Source organism: Vibrio gallaecicus, from assembly GCF_024347495.1.
GTDB lineage: Bacteria > Pseudomonadota > Gammaproteobacteria > Enterobacterales > Vibrionaceae > Vibrio > Vibrio gallaecicus.
In genome coordinates this window covers 402,856-426,523 of the sequence record NZ_AP025491.1, presented here as the reverse complement: position 1 = coordinate 426,523, position 23,668 = coordinate 402,856, and the positions used below count along the sequence as shown (strand labels likewise).

Sequence of the window (23,668 nt, the reverse complement as noted above, 5' to 3'; positions counted from 1 at the left end):
TACCTTTATCTTTTTATTGGTTATCCAGGAAAGTTTTGAGTAAAAAACATACTTTGACTTCTGAAAGATGAGTTCTTTTTAAACTATTTCAAATATGTACCATCACACATAACCGTAAACTCTGGTGAAATGCTGTACGTTGCTCCTGATTTTGCACCATCAGAGTGCACTTTGATTTTTTCTACGATATCTGGAACCAAACGCCCTTCTAACGTTTTATGGAATGCACTTAATGACTGACGTACGAAGTCTTTCGTCAATTTAGGTGTCAATTCAAAATCATTCTGACGCCACTGCCCCTCATCTTCTAAACCCATGCTTTTGTACAAACGCACGTCGGCTTTCATTGAGTCTAATACTTCTAAATATTCACGCGTTTGGTCAACGTCTTCTTCAAATATTCGCCCCAACGTTTCCGTTCTCATGGCTTTTTTGACGAAGAATAAGTAAATCGCTAGCGCTTTAGCTGTAAGTTTTACAGGTACACCAGCCACATCTAATGTCTTATCCTTGGTCGAAATTTTTACTTTAATTTCCGAGCTATGTGCACTATTCAAAGCTGATACAGTTTTTGAAAACGAATGGTTTTGCATTTGGTTGTAAATTGACTCATCAACTTGACGACGCATTCTTACAAACGGGATTTCAGCCAGGGTGACATTAGCGTCCTTGGTGTTTACGACCTTTTTTTTATCTCTCCCGACGATGTACTTGTCGTAAGGAGTTGGGTAATAAAATTCACTCACAAACTCAAAATCATCGTCTACGAACACATGACTCAGCACATCTTGCTCACGGCCATACAAAGACATAGCGTAGCCCATGTAAAAAGCCATTGTCTTTCGTCCGCCAGCAATTGAAGCATGAATCGCAACATCGTCATTACGAGTCAGCTCCTCTACTTTCTGTGTAATAAAGTCAGCCATGACGACTTGGTCTGCTTCGGCCTTTGCATCATCTAACACATTGCCTTCTTCATCAGAGATCAACCAAATATTGTCAGAACTAAACTTAATGTCTGGAAGTTGATAATCTTGTATTAACTTGTTCCAATGACCATCTTGAAATAACCCTTCTTCTAGCGTTAGCTTAGAGTTAGCGGTAGTAATCACAAATACTTCATCAGGCATTGTTTTACCTTGATGATTCAATGCAAACAACGTTTCAGTTAGGACTTGAGGACTTGCGCCTGTTACCGCTACCAAGATATTTTTCACTTTGTTTTCCTTATGGAAATTACGTTAATTTAGAGGAAATTAGCATAGCTGCTTTAGGTTTGGCGAAATGCTCCCTTAGAAAGGAATATCATCGTCTGACATATTGCTCCAATCCTGTGTATTGCTTGGAGGAGCATATTGTGTCGAGCGAGGTTCTTGTGTGGCCGAGGGTCGCTGACCACTTCCTGAATTTAAACTGGGAACAGTATTCTCAATTTGAGCATTTAAGCTGTTATCCGTATTTGCTGAACCTAGCCGTTGCAATGAACCATTTGGCCAACGTACGACGACTTCAGTGGAATATCTTTCTTGTCCGTTTTGATCTTGCCATTTACGAGTCTTTAACTGACCTTCGATGTAAAGCTGACTCCCTTTGTGAACATAGTTAGCAACAAAGTTGGCAGTATTACCAAACACAGACACCCTATGCCACTCACTTTTCTCGCGATTCTCGCCAGTATTCTTATCTCGCCACGTTTCTGATGTTGCCAAAGACAAAGAAGCAACGCTTTCACCGTTAGCAAAACTTTTAATTTCAGGGTCACGACCGACATTGCCCACAAGGATAACCTTGTTAATCCCACGACTCGCCATTTTTTGTTCCTCGTTCTGTATTAGCACTCTAAACGTGTAGCTTGTAGTTGAGCAAAAGGGTTATTCAACGGGATCTCATGCACTTCAGGCAACATTTCCATTGGATTATTCATCACCTCATGCAACTCTCGAATTTCCTCTACTCGCTCGCTCGTGAACCACCCTTCTTGTAAAGCTACAGACAATACATCTTTAATATCTAACCAGATGTGGTTGTTTTCACCCTTTTGCTGGAAATAGTCCGACAACACAGCAACATCCGTGAAGTTTCGTCCTTCACTTTCCAAACCTGTGTATAAGAAAGTCATGTCAATACAAATAGCAAGAGAGCCATTTAACTTAAGTTCACAGAACTTAAGTCCAAACTCATTTTCAGCAATAAAATCGATCTCTTGGTACTTCAACATACCGTTTGAAGACTTGTACCTTAGGATTCGTTCATTCTTTGAGTTAATTAACCGAGTAAACCACTGTGTAATATCTCTTTCGACTAACATTAACTGCTTGTGAAACTCTCTAGCGACTGTATCAACGCCTTGATTACGACGAGTATGACGGTATCGATTTGCATAAGCTCGATTGTGGCGCATGTAACCAAGATCGTTAACTGAAATAAGTTGAGTTTCCATTGCTGTCTCCGCTGCTATCATTCAAGTCGTTGTGTAGATAAAACAATAGCGGAGAAGCGAAGAGAAATAGAGATAATAAGCTTATAAAGAGGGACAGTCGCTAAGCGTTATCTAGCCTAATTGAAACGGCTTTCTGACTATATCGGCTCTTGGTTTTATCCCATGACAACACTTGCATCACTTTTACTTGAGACTGGTTCTCGATACTGTTTATGATATATGGAGGTACAAAAGTATCATTTACGAAACCAAAGCCTTTGGGTGCAATGCGCAATTCGCCTTCAGTGAACGATACGTCGTTAATCTCAACCTTATCGATACATTTACACGAGACCACCTCTCGCTCTTCATTTTGAGATATCGAAAGCTCTACATAATCTCCAGGTTTAGGTTTCACTTTTCCTTGGTGGGCTCCTATTCGCACTGACATTAACGTGGATTTGTTAACAAATACGTTGAAGCCTTTGCCTGATCTATGGATGCTCTCTACGACGCCGTTTATAAATTGTAAGGGACCATGAAGATGGTTAGTCACATCCTTTGAAACAGACTTTAAATACGTCATTAATAAAGTTTCATCAACAGATGAGTCATACCACTGTTGACCTTGTAACTTTTCTAGTTCTGGCTTTACTTTCCAACCGTTCTCTTTATATGCCCCTACAGCCAACTTCACGCACATTGAGGCTTTATCTGGCTGACCTGCATTGAGAAACAAAGGAACAATGCCTTGGAGTAATTTAAGAGCAAATGTCACATCATGCGCAGAATCAATACCTTTGGCGAAAAACATCGTAGCCAAATCAGGCGATTCTTTTTGATATGTAGCTGCTAGAGCTCCCCACGCCCAGCTCTCTCGTTGTTTTTTACGCAAAATTGGTAAGATTAATTCTCTAGCTTTGCCGTAGTCACCCGACACGATAAAACACTTAGCTTGATCGTAATCTAACCAAATAATGTGCTTGGTATCTTTAACATGTGAGCGAGTTAGGGTAATCAGTGACATCACTTGTTGGAGATCGATTTGCCAGTACTCCCTTGCTCTAAGCCAAGCACTTGCAACTTGCCGAGTAATCGATAGCATTAAACTAGGCACTTCACCTTTTTCAGCTTGAAAGGGCTGTTTAGACTCATCATCAAAGATAGTACCCTGTTTATCTAGCACCATATGAATCAGCGACGGAAACCACTCAATGTTCTTTCGGAATTGAACCAAAAGCATTTTATACTCTAACCCACCAGTTGGGATTTCTAGACCGGCTATGGTCTGTAGTAGATTCTCTATCTGTTCAAACTCGAAATCACTTGGTCTGTAGTTTCCAGACGTAGCAGCTCTGGTAGCAATCTTTTCTTGCTTATGTTTCATATACTCGTAGCACAGCCAAAATAGTGAACCTTTTAGATACGCATCTTGGGGGTTCTGCTCTAGTGCAGCAAAACCAACACTCCAAGCTTCTTGTAGCTTTCCTGATTTGCGTAGGTTGTTCACAACGCGAAAAGGTTGTTCATTCATATTCAATTCTCCACATTATATTTCGCGTTATGATGTCCAAATATCTGCACATTCTTTTAGTAGAGCTTTCGAGCTACTAGCGTTGGGCATTGGTGCTACACGATTAAACTGATGTTTACCGTTGTAATAGAAGTCGATGACTGCGGTTTCGTTATTTTTACTTAGTGTGTAGCGCTGACACCATGAATTTTGCTTGATGTCTAACACCGTAATCCCGTGTTCTAGATAAACACTAGTCAACCTCTCATGGAACGTTTCTAAGTGAGGCTTCTCAAATGAAAAGTCATGAGCTGCGTTTCCTTCAGTAACAGATGACAGCACGCAACCTTTCAATGGTGTAAGTAAGGTAGTGAGGGCAACTTGCAGCATCCCACTTCCAAGCACATAAACGTTTGATACCTTAAACTTGCCATTATAAATTAGTCTGACATCAGCGGTCGCATCATGAGATTTAAACACATACATCTCTTGATAGTTGTTGTGAAGTATCTGCTCAATAGCAATATCATGCCCTGCGATTAAGCTTTGTACTTTTCTATATAAATCTTGGAGCTCTACAGGGCAGCTTGATAATTCGTGCTCTCCTATGTCGACAGGCGAGCTTGAAGGCGATGTTGGATTAACAGTTGGAGTATTAAATTCTGGTCCATCAGCCCAAGATGTTGAACCAACGAGCTTTGCGCTACTTCCAAGCTTGATTTTCGGTTCATCAATAACAAACAAGTTTGATGACGTACGCGTAATAGCAGTATAAAGCCACTGAAAATAGTTTTTGTTCAGTAAACTAGGTGTGTGGTACGAACAATCGACAAACACATTTTCCCATTCACTACCCTGAGCTTTATGACATGTGATGGCATAACCGAATTTAACCTTAAAAGCATTCAAGTAAGGATCTGTTTTTCTGAGAGTAGTTTTATCTTCTTTAGATTTATCCTTATACTTAGAATCAAACTGTATATGCAAAGCTCGCATTTCCTCTGATGTTAATCCCGGCTCATCATTATAAAGTAAATGTTCAATAACCTTGGTTTTCACTCTTTTTACCGAGGTACCTTCACCTTTAAAGAGCAACTCAACATCTCTGAAAGTGAAGTCCAACATTAGGTTCTTTTTCTTACCGTCCTCGATCGTAAATGAATAGAGTTTTTGGTGTTCTGCACTCCCAAAGATTTTAGTAATCAGTAAAAACTCACCATTAGCGACAAAGTATTCTTCTGAATAATGGTTAGCTACTGAGATTAATTTATCTCCCACGCACAGTTTATTTTGATTTGGGAAAAATTTTTCACGGCATTTATCGTTATATTGCTTGACCTTTTTATTTGAAGAAGCAATTAACATCGCATTTTTTGTGCCCTTAATCTGACCGTTACAAACCGTCATAAAGTGGTCAATAACCGCATTGTGTTCAACAGAGTTGATATCACCCTTGGCACAGGAAAAATCCAGTTCATTAAACGTCATAGTATCGATGCTATCACGTAGCATAATCGCATTATCCATAACACCACTTCCCGCTTTCTGACGTACGACTTCATCTAGGCAGCTCTCAACGGTCTTTAATTGGTACTTTTGTTGTAGATATTCTTTATGTAGAGCTGGAGAAAAAGACATTCCTACCGGAGGTAACTGAGCGTGGTCACCGACAAATATCATCTTACGATTAACCGTAGCCATGATTTCAAGCGTTGCAGCGCGACTATATTCAATAAGGTCAGACAGTACTTTTCCTGAACCAAACTGAATATTATCCATACTTGAGAATGCATCCGATAGCATCGATGCTTCGTCCACGATATAAACGGTGTTATTACCGTCATTGTTTACTTTTAATGGTGCAACAGGTGCTCTATCACTTCCATCTTCAACGTCCATAGTTTCTGCTATTTTGTAGATAGCCCGATGAATCGTTGATGCGGCATAACCTGTTTTTTCAGAAATGACTTTTGCAGCTTTCCCGGTCGGCGCTAACAACACACACTTTCTACCTAAAGCAGTTAAGTAATCAACAATACCTTTAGTAATAAACGTTTTACCAGTACCTGCATAACCATGAAGAATAAAGTTGTCGATATCCTCAGACTTAACAAACTCTTCAATGCCATCGATAGCCGTTCGTTGGCCCTTTGTTAGTTCAGTACCCTCAAAATGATCCATGATAGAAACTTTCTTTCGAGTCGCCTCCATCTGTAGATCAAAGTTATTGGCGGCTTCCCTACTGGAGCTTTTAAATGATCTTGCTTTATGTATAAGTTCTTCTTCACTTAGCGAAACTTTCTCTTGGGCTTGTCTTAATTCTTTTTTAACTGAATCTAGAGCGTGATTCGTTTGCTCAACTTCTTGTGCTCGGTTTGCAAGATCCGCCTTCAATTGCTCGTTTTTTTGCTCGAGTGTTCTATAGAGATCTTCTGTTGGGGAGGGGGGGACAAAATCAGGAATAAACAAATAGCCATGCTGCATGGTCTGGATAAACCAACGACCTACTAAATATGCCTCTTTCGTGAGAAACATAGCATCACTCGGCTTAAAGATAGCATTATTATGAACGGCTTTGTTGCCCTCTTTCCGCAAAAGATGAAGCTTAGCCTGAATTTCAGAAACGACGACATCACGAAAACATTGATTGCTAAGTCTATTAAAAAGGTCTGCATTATCATCACTTTCTAGACCAAGGTGTGAGTATATGTACTCCACCATCAACTCGGTATAAGCACGTAACTTAAATGCTGATGTTTGGGGATCGCTGAAGATGTATGATTCAGCCTGATAGGCTAAACCTGATAACCTAGAATAGGTGTCGTTTAGAAAAGTGAAGTTTGACGCACTCATGATGCTCACCATATAAAGTCATAATAGCTCTACACCACTCTTCCATGTTCATATCTAAACTTCAATGTAATGACTAGCGACTCATGGTGTTGATAAATGAAAGGCGTAGTTTTACGCCTCATCTTGATAAGTATTGCATACGTTATACCAGAATATATAACCTATTTCGAGTTATTAAAACAACAACTGGTAAAAACTATCTGCTAAGCATTATTCGTTACTGCCATGAGGCTTTATTTCCCATCATCCCATTGATTTAAGTAGTCAGCCAAGACATCACCATGGCATGATTGTGGCTTACAAAAACACCCTAACCGCTTACCTGCTAGCTCATACACTTTACTTTTGTCGATATTCAAAAACTTGTCGTAATCAAAGTCGTATTTATACATGCGGATGACGGCTTCACGTGGGTCTTCATCGCTGTCTTCCATTGCTTCGAACATGGAATGAGGATTTCCCCAATAAGAACCTCTACCGATATATTCGTAATTATTTGTACTTTTCTCATCCGCGTATTCAGTATCGTTCTTGATATTAACAACTCGGGTCACTGCAATCTTAATAACACGAAGAGGGATCCCTTGCGACGTGATCATTTCTATTTCACTTTGAAACACTTCACCGTCATCAAAGATAACAGCGTGTGTGAAGCTAGGTGTTTCTAGCATTACGTCTTGTACTTCAAGAGAGGTGTGAATGCTTTCTGCATACTGTTTGAGCAGACCATTATCATCGCGTGTCGTCAGTAGTTCAACACTCTGCATGTTAGAAGTAATTCTGTCTAACTTGCGTTTAAACTTTGAAAAGCAGTTGAACTCTTTAGGGCATAAAATCAGTAACTTATTCATTATTTTAAGTGCTTAATCGTAACATTTGATTCAGAGTAGTTTGCAATGTACTCAGCCACAAGGCGGCGGTGACATTGATCGGCTTCATGTTCGCTGCATAGGAAGCAAGCACCTTCGAGTGTCTCATCATTCAACAGCCCCTCCGCTTTACGCTGTTGCAACAAGGCATTAAATTTAACTTCATACTCGGACCACGACAACGTTTTCGCTTTATAGCTTTTAAGGATGTCTTCCGAAGGTGACAATTTTGGCATGTGTAAGTATTCAATATCACACAGTTCTTTCAAAAAGTAAGCGAGATCATCTTTTTTCGCGAACGCTGCCAACTGCGAAGCATTGTTTAATCGCACATCTACTAGAGTTTTAACACCGTTTTTCTTTAGCAGTGTAAAAAACCTCTCAGCACCCTTTTTGGTAAATCCAATAGTATAAATGTTCATGAATCTTTCCTCAGTAAATTGCAGCGACAAGTTTGTAGCAATCGCCATGAAACTCTTCGCCAAGGCTGATACATAAAATACCCATCAGATCACTTTGCTGGGATACGAGATTATCAAAACTTGGATCGGTCACGGCCAAATTATATTGAATGTCATTGTATGAAAACGATGCTCTACGCTTATCATTGCCATCAACGTATAGCATCAAGTGCTTAACCTTGACTAGCTGTAAAGATTGCTCAACTGCCGCTTGACCAAGCATTATTGATTGATAATCCATTCGATCACCACAACCCCAAAGTGAGGTTGGTGTGTCTAGAAACTGATTCAGTTCATCAGCGGTAATGTTATATTGCTGTACCCACTGCGCACCATTAATCAGGTGATTTTCTGGCTGATTTTTAAGAGGCACAGCTTGTTCAAAACACATATTTACCTTTTGCAAAGGTTTAACCTTATAAGCGCCATACGGGTTCATCGCACTCGCCTGCTGGCTCGTAAGTTCGGCACCGTCTGCATTCGAAACAGGACGAACCCACTCTTTGGTGTCTAAACGCTTTCCGGCTACGCAGCATTGTCCGTGTTTCACCGAGTTGGCCAAAACAACTAACGTGCATAGTGTTGGGTTGTGATTCATAACTATTCCCTCTCATTTAGTTTTGGTATGAGAGGTATGTTAATTATGATTAATATGAGTCGGAGTTTATAAGCTTGCAATCTTAAAGGTTATGCTCATCATTAACTAAGAAAGCAATTGTGGTTAATAGGTTTTCATCCTTTATTAGGTCAAAGTTGGCTACAGTATTTAGAAGCTCATATAGTTACTTGGTAATTGACTTGGGAGTTGCTAATACTAGATTGTTTACATTTCATATAAAAATGCCCCTCGTTTATAAGTCAACGAGAGGCATCTAATTTGCTAGTGAGAGGAAGAAGTACTTAGTTTAATAAAACTATGCCTTCTAACTTGTTCAAACTCAGTCTCCTAGTTTAACGGCGATAAAGGTTTCCTTCCCTGAATCTCTCAACCCAAAGTTCCAATCATCAATAGAGGATGCTTCACATCCAACATTTTTAAAATCGAACTTTTGTGGGTAATCTCTGCTACGACTCCAATAACCCATACCATGATCAAATAGAAGCTTAATCTCTCTACCATCTTTTAAATCAATTCGCATAATGCGGCTGTGTGATAATTCTGACTTATCAACGATATCTCCATAAACTTCGGCACCAAGAGCTCTTGACGAATCATAGATAAAATCCAAGACATCATTTGCTTCCAAGAAGTTATCACCAATAGATGAAGACAGCCTTTGATCGGTCACATATTTCCTTGGAGCAACAGTATTGATTTCTGATGAAAAGTGGCCATAGCGCTTATTAAATGCAGCCAATACATGGTTAATTAACACAACACTAATTGGGCTCACCACATATTGGTCACTATAGTGAATGGATTCGATATTGTTGTTAAGCGTTTCATTTAAAGATGGGATTTTGCCTACCAACAGCTCAACAAAACTAACTCCGAATGAAGTAATGCTGCCTTTCAATGAGGTGACATCACTTAATATAAAGGAGTTTTCATTTAGATTAGAAGCCTGAGCAAGCGCCTCAAGATTAAATTTAGTCGAGTTAATCTCTAGCTCTTTCACAGCAGTTACTAAACACAGGTCTTCACCACTTCCCCAATGTTCATTTGCGCCCAGTTGACTCAGTTCATCGGTCGCGTACCAGTGTAATTTTGAATCAACTTTTAACGACATAACTGGCTGGCCGCCCGAAGCTAATTCAATGGGTTTATCCAACTCTTGGAAATTGATAATACCTACAGGCATAGATCGGGCTATCTCCCAAGCAAGGTCAGAGTCTAATGAATCAGCTAACTCTTTAGAAAAATAAACGTTGACTGGAATCCCTTTTGTTGCAAACGTGGTAATTTTTTCTCGAATATTCCACTCGCCGAAATGCCACTCAGATGAACTTAAAAATACATTTATCTGACTACAAGAATGCCCAACTCTGGACAAAACCTGATTAGCACTACTGAGTTCCACCCTCGAAGAATCTCCAAAGAAACACCTTTCTGTTGAAAGGGCTAACCCTTCAAGAATCCTGTTTTCCTCAAGCTCTTTAATCAAATAATTACGATTTAGTATTTTTACATTATGTTGAGTATCGTAATCCAATAGACATGCGTGACACGCCGCCTCACAATTATTAGGACATTTCTTTAAATACTCAGTAAGATCCTTTAGAAGCTGTGAAAGAACTTCCGGCATAGAACTCGAGAAGCCAGCTCCCTGAGTCGCAGAGTCAAAGATGTATAAACTCACCACATCTTCAAAAGACTCGGTTCTTTTGCGTCTAGTTACTACGCCAAGTTCTTGAGTAGTGATGCCTTTCTCATCTGAGTACATTTGTCTAAGTGCTACACCAAGCGTATAAAGCAGAGTCTCATCAGATATCCAGTTGCCCGACGTAGGGCTTTTCAACTGCAACTCAAACATAGCCATACTTTGCGGATAACCCATGATGAAAGGCATAGAGATTTCTTTTTCAGATTTACTAATCTCACTGGTTTTAATTCCCCAGCCATCTCTAACACCATCACACATCACCTCGCCCTTAACTTTGAAACCCTGAAGTCGCTTGTGAGTTTTCAATATATTAGGCTCTTTGGATAGCCTGACGTTCCCCACCGGAGTTTTTTCTACACTCAAAGGCTCAGATCTACCACAACACCAGCACAGCGCATATCCGCCACCTTCTCCATCGTTATAATGGAAAATCGAACCGTATTCAGACACGCGGTAGCGTCCAACGCCAGAATTTGAAAGTGGCTGCCACTGTGCGTCACTCAAAGCAACTTTAGGCTCTCTGTATCCTGAATAATTTGGTGACACATAGTTGTTATGCAGAGGCTTATTAAAATCTACAACAAAGCCCGATGGAACAATAAACTCACTCCAGGTTAATCTGTCACTGTCACAGTCATTACAACGAATATTCGCTCGTTCAGAACTCACCGACTCAAAGCCTATGTTCCCGCAGTGATCACATTCCCATTGATATTCAATAAGCTGTTCTTGCTTAATATCATTACCAGAGAATGGCATCTTCCAATTGAGTTGCAGGCCTTGAGATTGATAAACAGCCCCATCACGAACGATTTCTGCACCTGGAGCATATTCTCTTAGCGCTACTTCAAGGCCTCGACTTGGATACGAAGTACGATGTTGAGACTTACCATCATCTCTTGAGTTGTTTTCACTACGGTTATCAGTGATTAGCTGAACCACGCCTGTAGGGAAACCATAGCCGGGCAAATAACCCGTATTAGCCAACTCAGCCAATAAATAGTCTCGTTCCAAACGTTTCAATTGTCTTGTTAGTTTTTTAGATGCAGGAGAGCTACTGTCACTTGTCGCTTCAATTTGTGTGTTGAGTGACTCATATCTGCGCAACCACTTGGTATGCGAAGATTCGATAGCATTTAATGCACTCTCCATAAGGATACTGTTAAGATGACCAACAAACACCGAATCAAACTTAAGGCTATCTATCCCTGCAAGCACGTTTTCATCATTACGTGCAGGGCCAACTAACCAATTTCTGAAGGCGTTGAACGGATTGAGCCCGCTATCACCCAAGAAGAATGCACCAACTTGCATCTTCAAAAGATTGTTAGAACGACTTTTCTCAATCTTCAAAAAACTCGCTAGCAAGAATGCATTTATGTGGCGCTGTACAATGGTCCCACTATCTAGCGAAACCTTAGGCACTCGGATCGGAGTTGCGAAAGGCCACTTAGGTTCACTAAATACACGCTCTCCATGAGGTGTCGCTTTACAGAACGTTAGCGCAAGTGCAGTTGATTCTCTGCGTCGACCTGCTCGACCAGCACGCTGAAGATAGTTCGAAGTACTCGGTGGAACATTATTCATTGCCACCATACTAAGAGAACCAATATCTACCCCCATCTCCATAGTAGTAGAACAACTAAGAACATTTAAATAATCTTTTTTAAATGCCTTTTCGAGACGTTTGAGCTTGTCCGAGCTCTGTTGGGCAGAGTGCTCAGCCGCTCTAACTAAAGGTACACCCGCAATTACTCTGTCATTGATATCAGACCAACGGCCATGATCACGGTGAGAATTCAAAACGTCTTCGTCTGCTAACCAGCTTCTTACGTCAGCTGGAGAGCTATTAAGTGTTTCTATCTCAGGATGACTGATCTCAAATGGTTCATCACATTTAACATCATCCAGTGTCGAAGAGCCTGTAGTATACGGACTCAATCCTCTAAAGGTGGTATCAAGCCATCGATTAGTAACTGGGCACAGCCAAGCCTTTTCGATAGGTGCGAATTCGACTTTCTCATCAAACTTTAAGTTATAACCAGATATCTCATTACCAGTACTCATTTCTTGTCGTTCAGACAACGTTAATAATTGAGTACGTTTTGTTAGTAAGCCCCAAATAAAAGACAACACAGAGTTAAAAAGTTCTTTCTCATTCTTTGCAATACGGCCTGAGCCTAATTCTAGTAGGCGAACCAGACGATGCTGAAGACCGTTATTAACTACAGGGAACCTAAATACCGCCCTTTTCTCAAACTCATCCATGTATTCGTAACTCGACTCTCTGAGTAATCTTGGGTTAATCTTGGCTCCCATCCAGTTGATGACACTCCTATCTATATCAACGAGCGTATTTTCTCGGATATAGAAGTCTATGCAAATCTTCAGATAGTTCTTAAGGTCTTCAAAAGTAAATCCCAAGCTTCGCCACTCTGAAGAATTCATATCTTCTTCAGAAAGGTTAGCGATTGTTGGATAATGAAGGCTAACTAGTCCCATAGATTCAAGGTTATTAGCATTCTTACCACGCCTAGCAAACTCTCGTTTTAAGAACAGATCAGCAAGATTATCTGCATCACTCAACAACTCAGAACGTAAGCGGTACTCACCAGGAATACGCTCATCATACTTCTCAAGAGCCTTACCCTCTAACAAGTCTAGTTCAGCACCAGACAGTAGTTGTATCTCTGGTAAAACGCTCAAACGTTCTTTTAGCTCAGTCCAATTTACTTTTTTTGATGGTACTTTTTTCAACTGTGCAATGTAATTTAGTTCCATCGGAGCAATAACCGCCTCCGGAACACCGTTGTCTCTCATTACTTGAATAGTTGTTTTAAGATTTCTTACATCATCAGGCAGATTCAGTTCACCAGACTCTAGAACCGCATTTTTGTAAACCTGACTTCTGGTCCAATTACGTTCCGAATCTAACTGCATCTTCGCTGAAAATCGAGCCGTGCCTTGACGACTATCAGTAAACGTAATCAAACGCTTTCCTTTGAGGTCATCACTGTTATCACCTGGTATGTGGCGCAACATAGCCGGTACTAGAGAGCCCATCAAGAATGGAGAACCTAACAAAGCACGTTTGAATTGAGTATTCGGTACATTTTCTACACCATGGCAGTGTGCACAGCGCAAACCGTCATCGCGATCATTTTGGTTATAGAAAATATCAAGATGCCCAGGTTCGAAACCTTCAGATATGCGATTGGTTTTCGGGTCGATGCTTACATGAGTGCAGCCTAGTTGATCATGTGCATTCCCTAGAGCGTCCTCTCTTGCAAAAATCTGAACATTGGCCTCAAACTCAGTATCGATACTTTCTTCAGAAAACTGATCATGTTCATCAATCTCATCGACATAATCGTCTAGCAGATCTGTCTCTCTCGGTTCCAACAACTTTATTCCACCCTTTGCTGTTGTCTTTGCTGCAGCAAGGCTTGGTGTTCCACAATCTTTACAATGGGTTAGCTCAAAAACAGGAGCTCCGCACTCTCCTTCACAATGTGTTCGCTCGCTTGTATAAACCATGCCAAACTTCCAACCATCTTGAAGCTCCGTGTTAGCTTTATGGCAACAATTTGGATCAGAACAAGCCCAAAGGCCTCTTTGAGAGCGATGGAAAATATGAGCTCGTACCGGCAGGAATGCTTGCTGACTATCATCTCCTTGAGGGTATGCGGTTACCGCCAAATCAATAACATCTAGCGCTTTTGTGAATTCAACCTGCGAAATACTCTCTGCTTTGCTCGGCTCAAGAATACGAGCAATTTCTTCAAGTGTATGTGGTTCGCGAGTCAAAAGGTCTCGCATCTCACGAAGTACTTGAAAACTACTCATATAGTCGAAAAGGTCACCGGAGCTCATGTCTCTAGCTTTTTTAAAGCTAAAAGAAGATTCAGCTACAGTTGAGTTGATTTTGGGTATAGAACGATGACCATTAACCACTTCGACTTGCTCGGGTAATACCCCTGCAACCTTGGCCAAAAACCTTTGGAGATCTCTGTTTGTCTCTTCTTGTTTGTTTTTATCACCAATAGTTGCAGAAGTTGCTACAAAACGAACATCTTCAGGCTTAACATTGTAGGCATGCATCACCCTACGCAGCAGCAGTGCAATCTCTGCGGCTTGAGAACCAACATACGTATGCGCTTCATCCAACACTATCCACTTTAACTTTCCTTGTGACTTGGCAAGAATATCTTCATCCTGCTGACGAATAAGCATGTATTCAAGCATGGTCGCGTTAGTTACGAGTATCGGTGGCGGAGAAGACCAAATTTCTTTTCTATTGGTAACCAATTCAGGAGCTGCATTCTTACTGAAGCTCGCGTTGGAAATAGCTTTAGATGGAGCTTGAGTCGGTGTTTCCCCGTTATACAGAGCAAACCTGACCTTCCCTTTAAAGCCACGTGTCCAGGCACTCAGACGCTCTTTCTGCGAATTGATCAGAGCATTAAGCGGGTAAAGGAATATCGCCTGTGTTCCTTCAAGAGGTTCTGCACTTCGGTTGGATTGCTTCGCTAAGTCATTCAACAATGGAACTAGAAAACACTCGGTTTTACCTGAACCAGTCCCAGAAGTAACAACTACGGATTTCACTTTCTCAGAGGACAAGTAGTCCCAAGCTTTTAGTTGATGCTTATATGGCGGTCTATCCAAAGGCCAAGTGTAATCTTCCTGTATGTCTTCAGCCCAACGGTCTTCACTTATTCCTTTAAGACGATATTCCTCTTTTTCCTCAGAAGAGTCAGGGAAAGGCATTGGCGGTTGCGACAGGTTATTAACGAAAGTTTGTTCTAACTTACCTTGAGTGACCAGCCCGTTAAGATCATTTTCACAGCCTTCCGAGGACCAACCAAAAGTAGCCTCAAAAACAGGTTGAGCGAAAAAGTCGTTACCCTTGCCATATTTGACTTGAAACTCACTTTGCAAAAACTTTCTTAAAGGCGCCGATTTCAACTGAAGTCGGTTAATCACTGCCTGTGACGTAACTGAGGAAAGATCTTTATAGAGAGACTTAAAATTAATTGCTTTGGTAGACATTATTACAACCTATTGCGCTCGTAATTTAACTGCAGATTTTAGTGCAATCGCCATCGATTCTTGTGTCCATACTCGGTCAAACTGAGATAGACGGTTTAAAGCGAAGTTAACCAACCTCAACTCTTCTTCATTAATATCAGCAGCTGGGTAGATTCCTGCATTGTGAAGTGCAACTTTAACCGGTAACTCAAGTGGTATCGCCAGTCGTATTGCTTTCGACTTCTCTACAGAGTAATGCTGAGTAAATCCTTTAAGTTCAGCATCCAAAAGATCTCTCGATAACCTTGTATCAAGAAGCTCTTTTAATCGAATGTCATTATGCTTGTTTTGAATTTGAGTCAGAAGTCTGCCTTCTTGACGACCAAAATATTCGGATTTTTGCTTATGAAAGTCAGCGATATAAGACGGCAGCTCTTCTGATGCATAAATTGGGAAATCCATCCAACTTGGCTTTATGTCGTACAGAACAAACAGTGCTGCGTCAACAACAGCTGCAAAGTACTCACCTTTATCTGACAAGTTTTGAAGACGACTTTTCAACATAGTTTTTTGAATTTGTTCAAACTGATCAACGGGTAGTTGATCCTTCATCATCACAAGGGATTCCATGGTGCTCTTAGTCGCCAACCTGATAGCATCGATCCATTGATTTAGAGGGACGCTCAACCATTCGAATGGCATATCGAGTGATATTGACCAAACCGATTCAAACTCTTCAAGATTTTCTTGTTTTAATAACAATGAAGCAAACACGTTTGGATTCGCAGCAAGACGCTTGAAAATGTGGAACGTTGTTGGATTGGCAATTGAAAGCTGTTCAACGAACGACTGCACGGTGTGCCAATCATTATGTTGAAGGTCAAACACTAGCTCCTTCAAAGCAGCATCCATTTCTGAATAATCAAAGCTCCTAGTCTCAGAGTTGAAGTGTAGATCTCTGATAGATAACTGTAGGCGAGAGTAATTGTATTCTTTAATTTCAGTTTCATCCTGAACGACGAGTACAGCCCTTGGTTGAATCTTTCGATCATTTTTTGCGTACACGAACCATGGTCCAGGTTCATTTATTTCTGGCATTGCAAAAAACAACTCTCCTCGATCTCCTAAGGACTTAAATAGTGGCGTGTGTTCGCGTGATAGATCCCATATAGGTGCAGTATAGAGCTGTATTGATTCTGGATTTCTATGATCATGAGCGCCATAAATGCGAAGCATAGAACGATCTTCTTTCAAAGAAGCTACGGGATACTTGAACTGTTCGATTGCTGGTACACGTGATTCCAAAAGTTCTCGTCCTGAGTAGAATTTAAATGAAACACGATCACGAGTATCATCAGATTGTGTAAATAGCGCCTGTGCCATACGCGCTAATTCGCCACTTCCTACCGTAACTTTTGATTCAGGAATTTGAATGATATCAGTAATACTGGCTTTAATAGTTTTATGTTGCATTAATGCAGCAGACACGCTGATCGAGCTGGACTCTTCACCTAGTTTTACCTTTAAACTACTTGCGTAAAGGTCGTCCAAAGTGGTCTTATTCCCCCTAGCATTGAGTGTATTGCCTTTACTACCGAGCAAGCATACGCCAGATTGCATCGAATCAAATTCAAACGTCAGGGTATTCTTAGTGGAGTTGTTCCACCCCAACACTGGGTGAAAAGTGTCAGGCATACTCGCTGGAATCTGAACTTCAGCGAGGAACATATCCTCTATAACTTCAACATCTCTTAACCAGTTTTTTTCACTCTCCACGAAGCCAAGACAAGTATTTTTGAAACCCATAGCTTTTAGTTCAATTTCACCTTTACCGTAATGAATCACATTAAAATCAGATGAAGCAGGCAAAATCGCGCATTTCATTTGCCACATTACCTGACCAGCGTTAAACCAAATAACCGAACCAAGGCCATAAGAGAATGCATCTGAACTTAGTGGCACGAGCGAATCAGAATCAATACTTTTCCAGAACAACTCGGCATTCGGAATAAGTTGAGACTTATTGACTCCAAATCTCATCATTCCAGTAGGTTTACCCTCGAATACATATTGGTGTGAGATAGCCTCATGATTACGCTCTCCCTCCAACCAACACGTAACATCTTGGGCTTCCTCAGCGCTGGTCTCTACTTCAATGAAACCATAATCTAATTGGACTTTTGCCTTGCCAACAACGCGAAAAACATCTCGTTCTAAACTCGAAATGCTTCCAACCTTTTCAACTTTTGATCGAGAAGTTGCCGGTTCAACTGAACCAGCGTGAACAATTAGTGCAGAGGCTTGTTTTACATGAACATTACCTTGACCAAGGTACTGCGACTTTTCACCTTCAGTAGAAAAAACCCATGGTAGAGCTTGATTTAGCTCTTCACCTCGGTAATACGTATCACTATTAAATTTTCGGCCATCACTCCAAAGCTCATAGCCAATGTTACTCGCAGCATTAGCATTATAAAAATGAGCAAACTTGGTTATGACTTGCCACCTTTGGTTAGCGTACCCTTTAAGGTTAAAAGATGCGGTTCTAACACGTTCTCCCGTATTGGTTTGGGTATATAGGTCAAAGAATTTGGGTAAAGTTTCCAACGCTAGCACGCGAGACAAATCTTGAGGATGAATAGTATGGTTAACATAAGTCTCAGCGACCAAATCCCAATGCCCCATATCTTCTCTGAGGTAACGCTTAATTCTAACTGGGTTCTGCTCGCGACGAATGATTGCTGATGTCTTACGTACCAAACGACCAATTAATTCATATGCCTCATCGTCACAAAGCAAAAATGGAAGTTCATCTCTCCACTGTGGGTGTCGTATATTCAATGCGATTACAGGATCAGACTCTCCGTGCAGATGATAGCGATCTCGATACTCCATTAACTTGGAAATCAAAACCGTAGCTAATTTAGCAAAAGGAAGTTGCTTCAGAGTTTCTGGTAGCAATTCAAGTTGCTGATTAGCAATATCGTTGATTTCAGATGTGTGATGAAACAAAGCATACTGAGAAATAACCTTGTCCAAATATTCCGGTACTGGTCCACTGCTCAAACCAACAAGTCCAGATCTAGGGAATCCACCTTGACAGTATAAAGTCGCAAAATATTGGTTTGCAGATGAAGTAGAGTAGAGGTCAATACCCCAATATTTTAAACCTGCTTTTACAGAGTCATATATATACGTGTTGAGCCGACTGTTGTGTGAGATATCGATACTGCGCAAAACAACAGGCCATCGTTCCTTTCCACCCGTAAAGTTCCTTTGGATCCATGTAGCTAAATAAAGTGTGAATATTTGGTCAAACTTCTTACCATAACCAGCACAAGAGTGTTGATTAAACACGACAGACGGATCTTTAGCTCTAAAAAGGGCCTTTAAGAGCTTGTTCATTTGCTGAAGTTCTTCGTCCGTGACCTTTAAGACCCACAAAGGCATCCCTTTTTTAGGTTTGTCTCTTTTCGATTCAAACTCATTAAACCACTGGTGCATCGTTAATACTGGGTTCTGAACACTATCTAAAATCATATCAATCACTTAATGCTAGTTAATCGGTTTGTTAGCAACCATGTGCTGAAAAGAGAAGCACACTCAACAATTTCCCATATATTGATCAATCCTTATGAGGCATCAATAACTTTAGAAAATCGTTTGCAAGGGTAGGATCTGCAATCCTTGACCCAAATTTATTTAATTCAACTTATCAAACCACAGTCAATTGGGTTTACCATATTGCGCCACCTCGCGCATTACTGATAAATGGAAATTCAACTCTGTTTAAGGACTATTGCACACCGAAATATGCTAATGAGGTTTATAAGCTTGTAATTTTAAAGCCTTTGGCCATTCGAGGGTCGAATCGCCAGTTAACGAGATAACAAACGGCACAACCCAAAGCCTTAATGAATCACTATAATCAAAGCTATATTCTATCGGCTTTTGAAAACTACTATGTGCGGGATAGATCAACAAAAGGTCACCCGTACCATATAAATATTTATGCCCATATGCAAACATTTGATAGAGATCGGATTGGGACAACCCATAGTTATGCTCTTCTACATCGATTAGTTTCCATTTCGTATCCAAAACCAGCTCTTTGTATTCTGGTTCTGTTGTGTTGGTCGGTAATGTTAACAATAGATCTGGCTTCAGCTGAAACTGAGTTCGATCATTATGAGTTACGAGATATTTCGAGGATGCTTGTGTCGTAAGCTCTGCACCATCAGGCAGTTGTTTTCTGAGCACAGACGCAACGTAACTTTCAAACACTGCTTCCATTGGGAACAATAAAGAAAGCGCGCTGTTGTCACCTTTCATACTCAGAGGAGAGAACCCGTCTAATATCAATTTTGCCCAAGCAATCGGCGAATGATACTCCACCATCCAGCTTAAGTGCGTTAATGTCTTGTTTGACGGACTTACTCGTTGGGACATCGGCAAGAGCAAATTGTAGCTCACGCAGTAACTTCTGGTTGGTCGCTAGTTTTGTGTAATTACTTAACTTCAACAGGGCCGTTTTAATAAGTCGATTAGCTGGGCGGTTAATCAGGTACTCATCATATTCAACATAAAACTTATGCTTATTGAGGATGTTGTGTCTGATTTGTTGGGAGATTTTAAGCTTGCCCTTCTGGTAGCGAAGGTTATCTTCTTGCGTGACATAGTCACTTTTGAGCCCTCTCTTAACCAAGGTATTCACGGATTGTAAAAACTGATTAATAAACGCCTCGAGTAATGGCATCTGCTTACTGGCTATATTCGCTTGGTTCGATACCACATAACGGAATGACCCCAAATGCTGCAGCATCATCAACAACATCTCGCGAGATTCTGAAACAGCTTGTTCGTGCGTTACCGACTTACGCCCTATTTTAGGTAGAACTTCAATATGCTCACCTGTCGGTGTAAACAATACACCGACGTAGTTTTTCACTTGAAGTAACTCATGGCCAAAACGCTTAGTTAAACCTAAACACTTATTGGTATCAGATTCTCCAGCGCTTAAGCTCACGTCCTTTAAATATTCGAATGCACGTTTCGAAATAGGCTTTGCGCCCAATTCATCGCTTGCTGCTTTGTCCCAAGTTAAATAGCCATATTCAAATACAGTGGTGTGCATTATACAGGCTCATTGTTTGCTTCGGTCTGAGACTCTGGTGACTGAGTTAGTTCTTTTTCCGTTGGTTTGTAGATACCGATATAAGCTTCAGCATCTCGCCAAACATTAGCGTTACCTTCAGCGAGTGTATATCTCACCACTGACTGACCGTATTGATCCAGGTTATGCCCCTTGCCAAACAAACTCTTCAAATCATCAGCCTTTTGTTTTTGTTCTAGTACAAACTGTTGTGATTCATTATTCGTCTTTTGATTGTCAGCAAGCACTAGGCGAATCTTACTCCAGTCCTCAAAGAAGTATTCTTCTAAGAGTGGGATGACCTTGTTTTTGAATACAGAAACTAGAACATTAAACGCTTTATCCTGCTCACCTACGTCTACCAGAGCTTTAACTGGCATAAAGAAAGCATGACCTAGAGTGTGTTCACGGTCATAAAGGATTTCAATACGTTGATTGAGTACAATTAGCAGTTGCTCGAGGTTAATACCATTGACTATGGCACCTTTCAGCAACTCTGGTTTAGGCATCATCTCTACAAAATCGAAACGACGACGAAGGGCAGTATCCATCATCGCAAGAGAACGGTCAGCCGTATTCATTGTTCCGATGATATGGAGGTTGTTGGGAACCGAAAATTTTTCACCTGAATGTGGAAGTACCACTTCTATGGTTTCTGCTTGACCTTTACCAGACCGTTTAGAGTCTTCAATTAACGTAATGAGCTCACCGAAAATCTTCGAAATATTACCTCGATTGATTTCATCAATCACAAGCACAAAATTTTTCAAACTATCTGGTTGAGCCGTTGGTTCTTTGGGCAGTTTATACCTTGAAATTAGATGGTTGAGTATCGCCTTTACATACGACGGATTATAAAACTCTTTCGCATCTACTCCACTATATAGCTTACGTATACTGTCGATAGAAACTGGGTAACCGTTACCTAAGTCTTCGTGCGCAGTTTCGTGTGGAAAGGCTCTAAATGTTGTATTCCCGTGATACTGAACATCAAACTTTTTCCCTCGCTGAGTACTTAATGACAGCGACGTGCCTTCTTCAAGGTCAGCTTTAAGGTTTTCAATTGCGATTTCAAGAGGGTCATTACTTTGTTCAATACCTCGGCTCGCTTGCTCACAAATATCCTTAAAAATACCGGGGGTTACTTCGTATGAAATCTGCCCATCGACTGATTTAGCGCTTAACCCTTCGACAAATTCTTCGTAACCATAGCTTTGGTGAAAGGTTACGAATCTAATGCGTTTAGAATCTGACAGTTCTTTAAACTTTGTTTGAAGCAGAGAGCGTTGCTCTTTCGTTGCCCCTTCTGACGTCTCTATTTCCAAGCTGTAGTAGAAGTTCGGCTCAGCCGCTTTCACCGCAGCTTCTATCGTGTGATAGGTTTTACCAGTACCTGGAGGACCATAAAGAATCTGATTTAGAGGTTTATTAACATAGTTAATCATCGGTAGGTTCACTTCATAGTTGGCTTCATTGTCTCTTACTTGATCATTCTCTTCGAGATCATCATTTTTATTTGTGGCTTTCCATTCGTACAAGCTCCATAAAAGAATATTGCGAGTTTGGTCATCGACACTAACATCCATAAATGGCTTGGTAAGCTCTAGTAGAACTTTATTATCTGCCAACCATGAACCACTTCGCTTACTTTGTAGTTGATACTGTTTTTTAAGGCACGTATAAACATCATTCAAATAAGACTGTGCCACCACACTTGTGTATTGCTTGGGATCTGCTGCAGCGAAGACACGGTGGATGACTCCCCACAATACACGCTCAAATTTACCTACTTGCTTCCATTCATTTCTAACCTTTTGATAGGTTTCTTCTGTTGGATTAATTAGTATTTCGCTAGTTATTTCTAGTAGGAATTCATAATTCGAATCGAACTCTCGTTGATACATAAAACCTTGACCGACACCTGCAATTCCATTGCTCGCGTCATACCAAAGCTTTTTAACGTCTTCTTTGGAGATTTCTTTACCATTTTGGATCTGAGTAGCTAACTCACATGTTTCAACGTAACCTTTGTACCAACCATTGGGGTTAAATTTGTTTTCTAGGTACCAATTGAAGAACTGCTCAACAGAGTGTTTAAATTCTCCGCTCTCCCACAAATCCGCCAGCGTTTCGCGATAATTTTGCTTGATTTCAATACCAGAAGTTTGTGGGCTCCATTTTTGATCGGGCATTGCTCCTTGAAGCAACATCATTGGCAATAAGCCTTGCTCACAGTTAGAGCGCAAGCCTTCCAACTTAAAATCGATATAATGTTTTTGTTTTGAAGCGTCAGACCAATGTTCAGCCAGATAACTTTCTTTACTTACTGTTCCTTTGGCAACGATACCTCTTGGCTCTACGCCAACTCTAATCAGATAAACGGTATCACCAGGTTTTGGTTGTTGGCTATGGCAAGACCAACGAATATTTTCACCTACTGTGTAGTTTAAAGTTCCGGCTTCAGAACCTTCACCACCTGTCGAGAAATGCTTCGAGTTCCACGTTAATAAATAGACTGACATTGATAACACTCATAGAAAGCACGTACCATCCGTTGATGGTTATACTATTAATTTTAAGAACATCAGTTCTGTGACTTTGATTCACAAAACTAATCAATGATAAGCCTATCATTTCATAAAAATCATAACTTTGATCTATCAACAAATTACGTATATATGTGTCTTATTCGCTAGCATAACTTAGCAGGATGACATTACTGAAAATGCTGCAAGGTGTGCGAAATATGTTCGATTGGTAGGCTATTGAAGGTAGTTCTCAGCAAGCTGGCTGAGTTGATTATTCTTGATTTGGCTTGTTGTCTAAACTCTGTTCTCGCTCTTCGTTTTTAAGTTCATTTTTCAATCTCTCGATTTCTTTGTTTCCTTTATGTCGGATGTAGAAAGCAGAGAAAATATGGCATAGCGCTTTGGTTAAATTGCAGACGATAGAGAATAAACTAAACACAATTGAATAAAGACTTTTTACAAGCTCAACGATTGACTTAAACAGCGCAGATATTGCTTTGAACATTTAAAAACCTCAT

12 protein-coding genes and 1 pseudogene are annotated in these 23,668 nt (G+C 40.6%); all 13 read right to left on the bottom strand.

Annotated elements, in window-relative coordinates; translation table 11 throughout:
* Positions 1–83: 83 nt before the first annotated feature.
* Positions 84–1,217: a CRISPR-associated ring nuclease Csm6 gene (csm6, locus tag OCU78_RS16400; RefSeq protein ID WP_137375328.1), complete on the bottom strand. Its 1,134-nt coding sequence runs from the start codon at positions 1,215–1,217 to the stop codon at positions 84–86.
* A gap of 75 nt (positions 1,218–1,292) precedes the next feature.
* Positions 1,293–1,811 (bottom strand): single-stranded DNA-binding protein, encoded by a 519-nt coding sequence (gene ssb / locus OCU78_RS16395; protein WP_137375329.1) that lies wholly within the window; start codon positions 1,809–1,811, stop codon positions 1,293–1,295.
* Between the two features lie 20 nt (positions 1,812–1,831).
* Positions 1,832–2,440: a hypothetical protein gene (locus OCU78_RS16390; RefSeq protein ID WP_137375330.1), complete on the bottom strand. Its 609-nt coding sequence runs from the start codon at positions 2,438–2,440 to the stop codon at positions 1,832–1,834.
* Between the two features lie 100 nt (positions 2,441–2,540).
* Positions 2,541–3,953 (bottom strand): DUF7017 domain-containing protein, encoded by a 1,413-nt coding sequence (locus OCU78_RS16385; protein ID WP_137375331.1) that lies wholly within the window; start codon positions 3,951–3,953, stop codon positions 2,541–2,543.
* 27 nt (positions 3,954–3,980) lie between these two features.
* The gene (locus tag OCU78_RS16380; protein ID WP_167494080.1) at positions 3,981–6,785 is read right to left on the bottom strand and encodes an AAA family ATPase; all 2,805 of its coding nucleotides are present in this window, start codon (positions 6,783–6,785) and stop codon (positions 3,981–3,983) included.
* A 233-nt stretch (positions 6,786–7,018) separates the two neighbouring features.
* Positions 7,019–7,636, bottom strand: coding sequence for a DUF4326 domain-containing protein (locus OCU78_RS16375; protein WP_137375333.1), 618 nt, complete (start codon positions 7,634–7,636; stop codon positions 7,019–7,021).
* A complete protein-coding gene (locus tag OCU78_RS16370; RefSeq protein WP_102350799.1) occupies positions 7,636–8,076 on the bottom strand; it encodes a DUF488 domain-containing protein in 441 nt (146 codons plus the stop codon). Before OCU78_RS16370 ends, OCU78_RS16375 begins: the two co-directional genes overlap by 1 nt.
* Positions 8,077–8,086: 10 nt before the next feature.
* Positions 8,087–8,713 carry a dual OB domain-containing protein gene (locus OCU78_RS16365; protein ID WP_137375334.1) on the bottom strand — a complete coding sequence of 209 codons (627 nt, stop codon included), beginning with the start codon at positions 8,711–8,713 and terminating at the stop codon, positions 8,087–8,089.
* A gap of 340 nt (positions 8,714–9,053) precedes the next feature.
* The gene (locus OCU78_RS16360; protein ID WP_261856049.1) at positions 9,054–15,491 is read right to left on the bottom strand and encodes a DEAD/DEAH box helicase; all 6,438 of its coding nucleotides are present in this window, start codon (positions 15,489–15,491) and stop codon (positions 9,054–9,056) included.
* A 9-nt stretch (positions 15,492–15,500) separates the two neighbouring features.
* On the bottom strand, positions 15,501–19,010 hold the full coding sequence (locus OCU78_RS16355; RefSeq protein ID WP_137375336.1) for an STY4851/ECs_5259 family protein: 3,510 nt from the start codon (positions 19,008–19,010) through the stop codon (positions 15,501–15,503).
* Positions 19,011–19,286: 276 nt separating this feature from the next.
* Positions 19,287–20,604 (bottom strand): annotated as a pseudogene (locus tag OCU78_RS16350) (McrC family protein).
* Positions 20,604–23,144: an McrB family protein gene (locus OCU78_RS16345; protein ID WP_137375337.1), complete on the bottom strand. Its 2,541-nt coding sequence runs from the start codon at positions 23,142–23,144 to the stop codon at positions 20,604–20,606. The pseudogene OCU78_RS16350 and the gene OCU78_RS16345 overlap by 1 nt, the downstream one beginning before the upstream one ends.
* Positions 23,145–23,421: 277 nt before the next feature.
* Positions 23,422–23,655, bottom strand: a complete 234-nt coding sequence (locus tag OCU78_RS16340; protein WP_137375338.1) for a hypothetical protein — start codon at positions 23,653–23,655, stop codon at positions 23,422–23,424.
* Positions 23,656–23,668 lie beyond the last annotated feature (13 nt).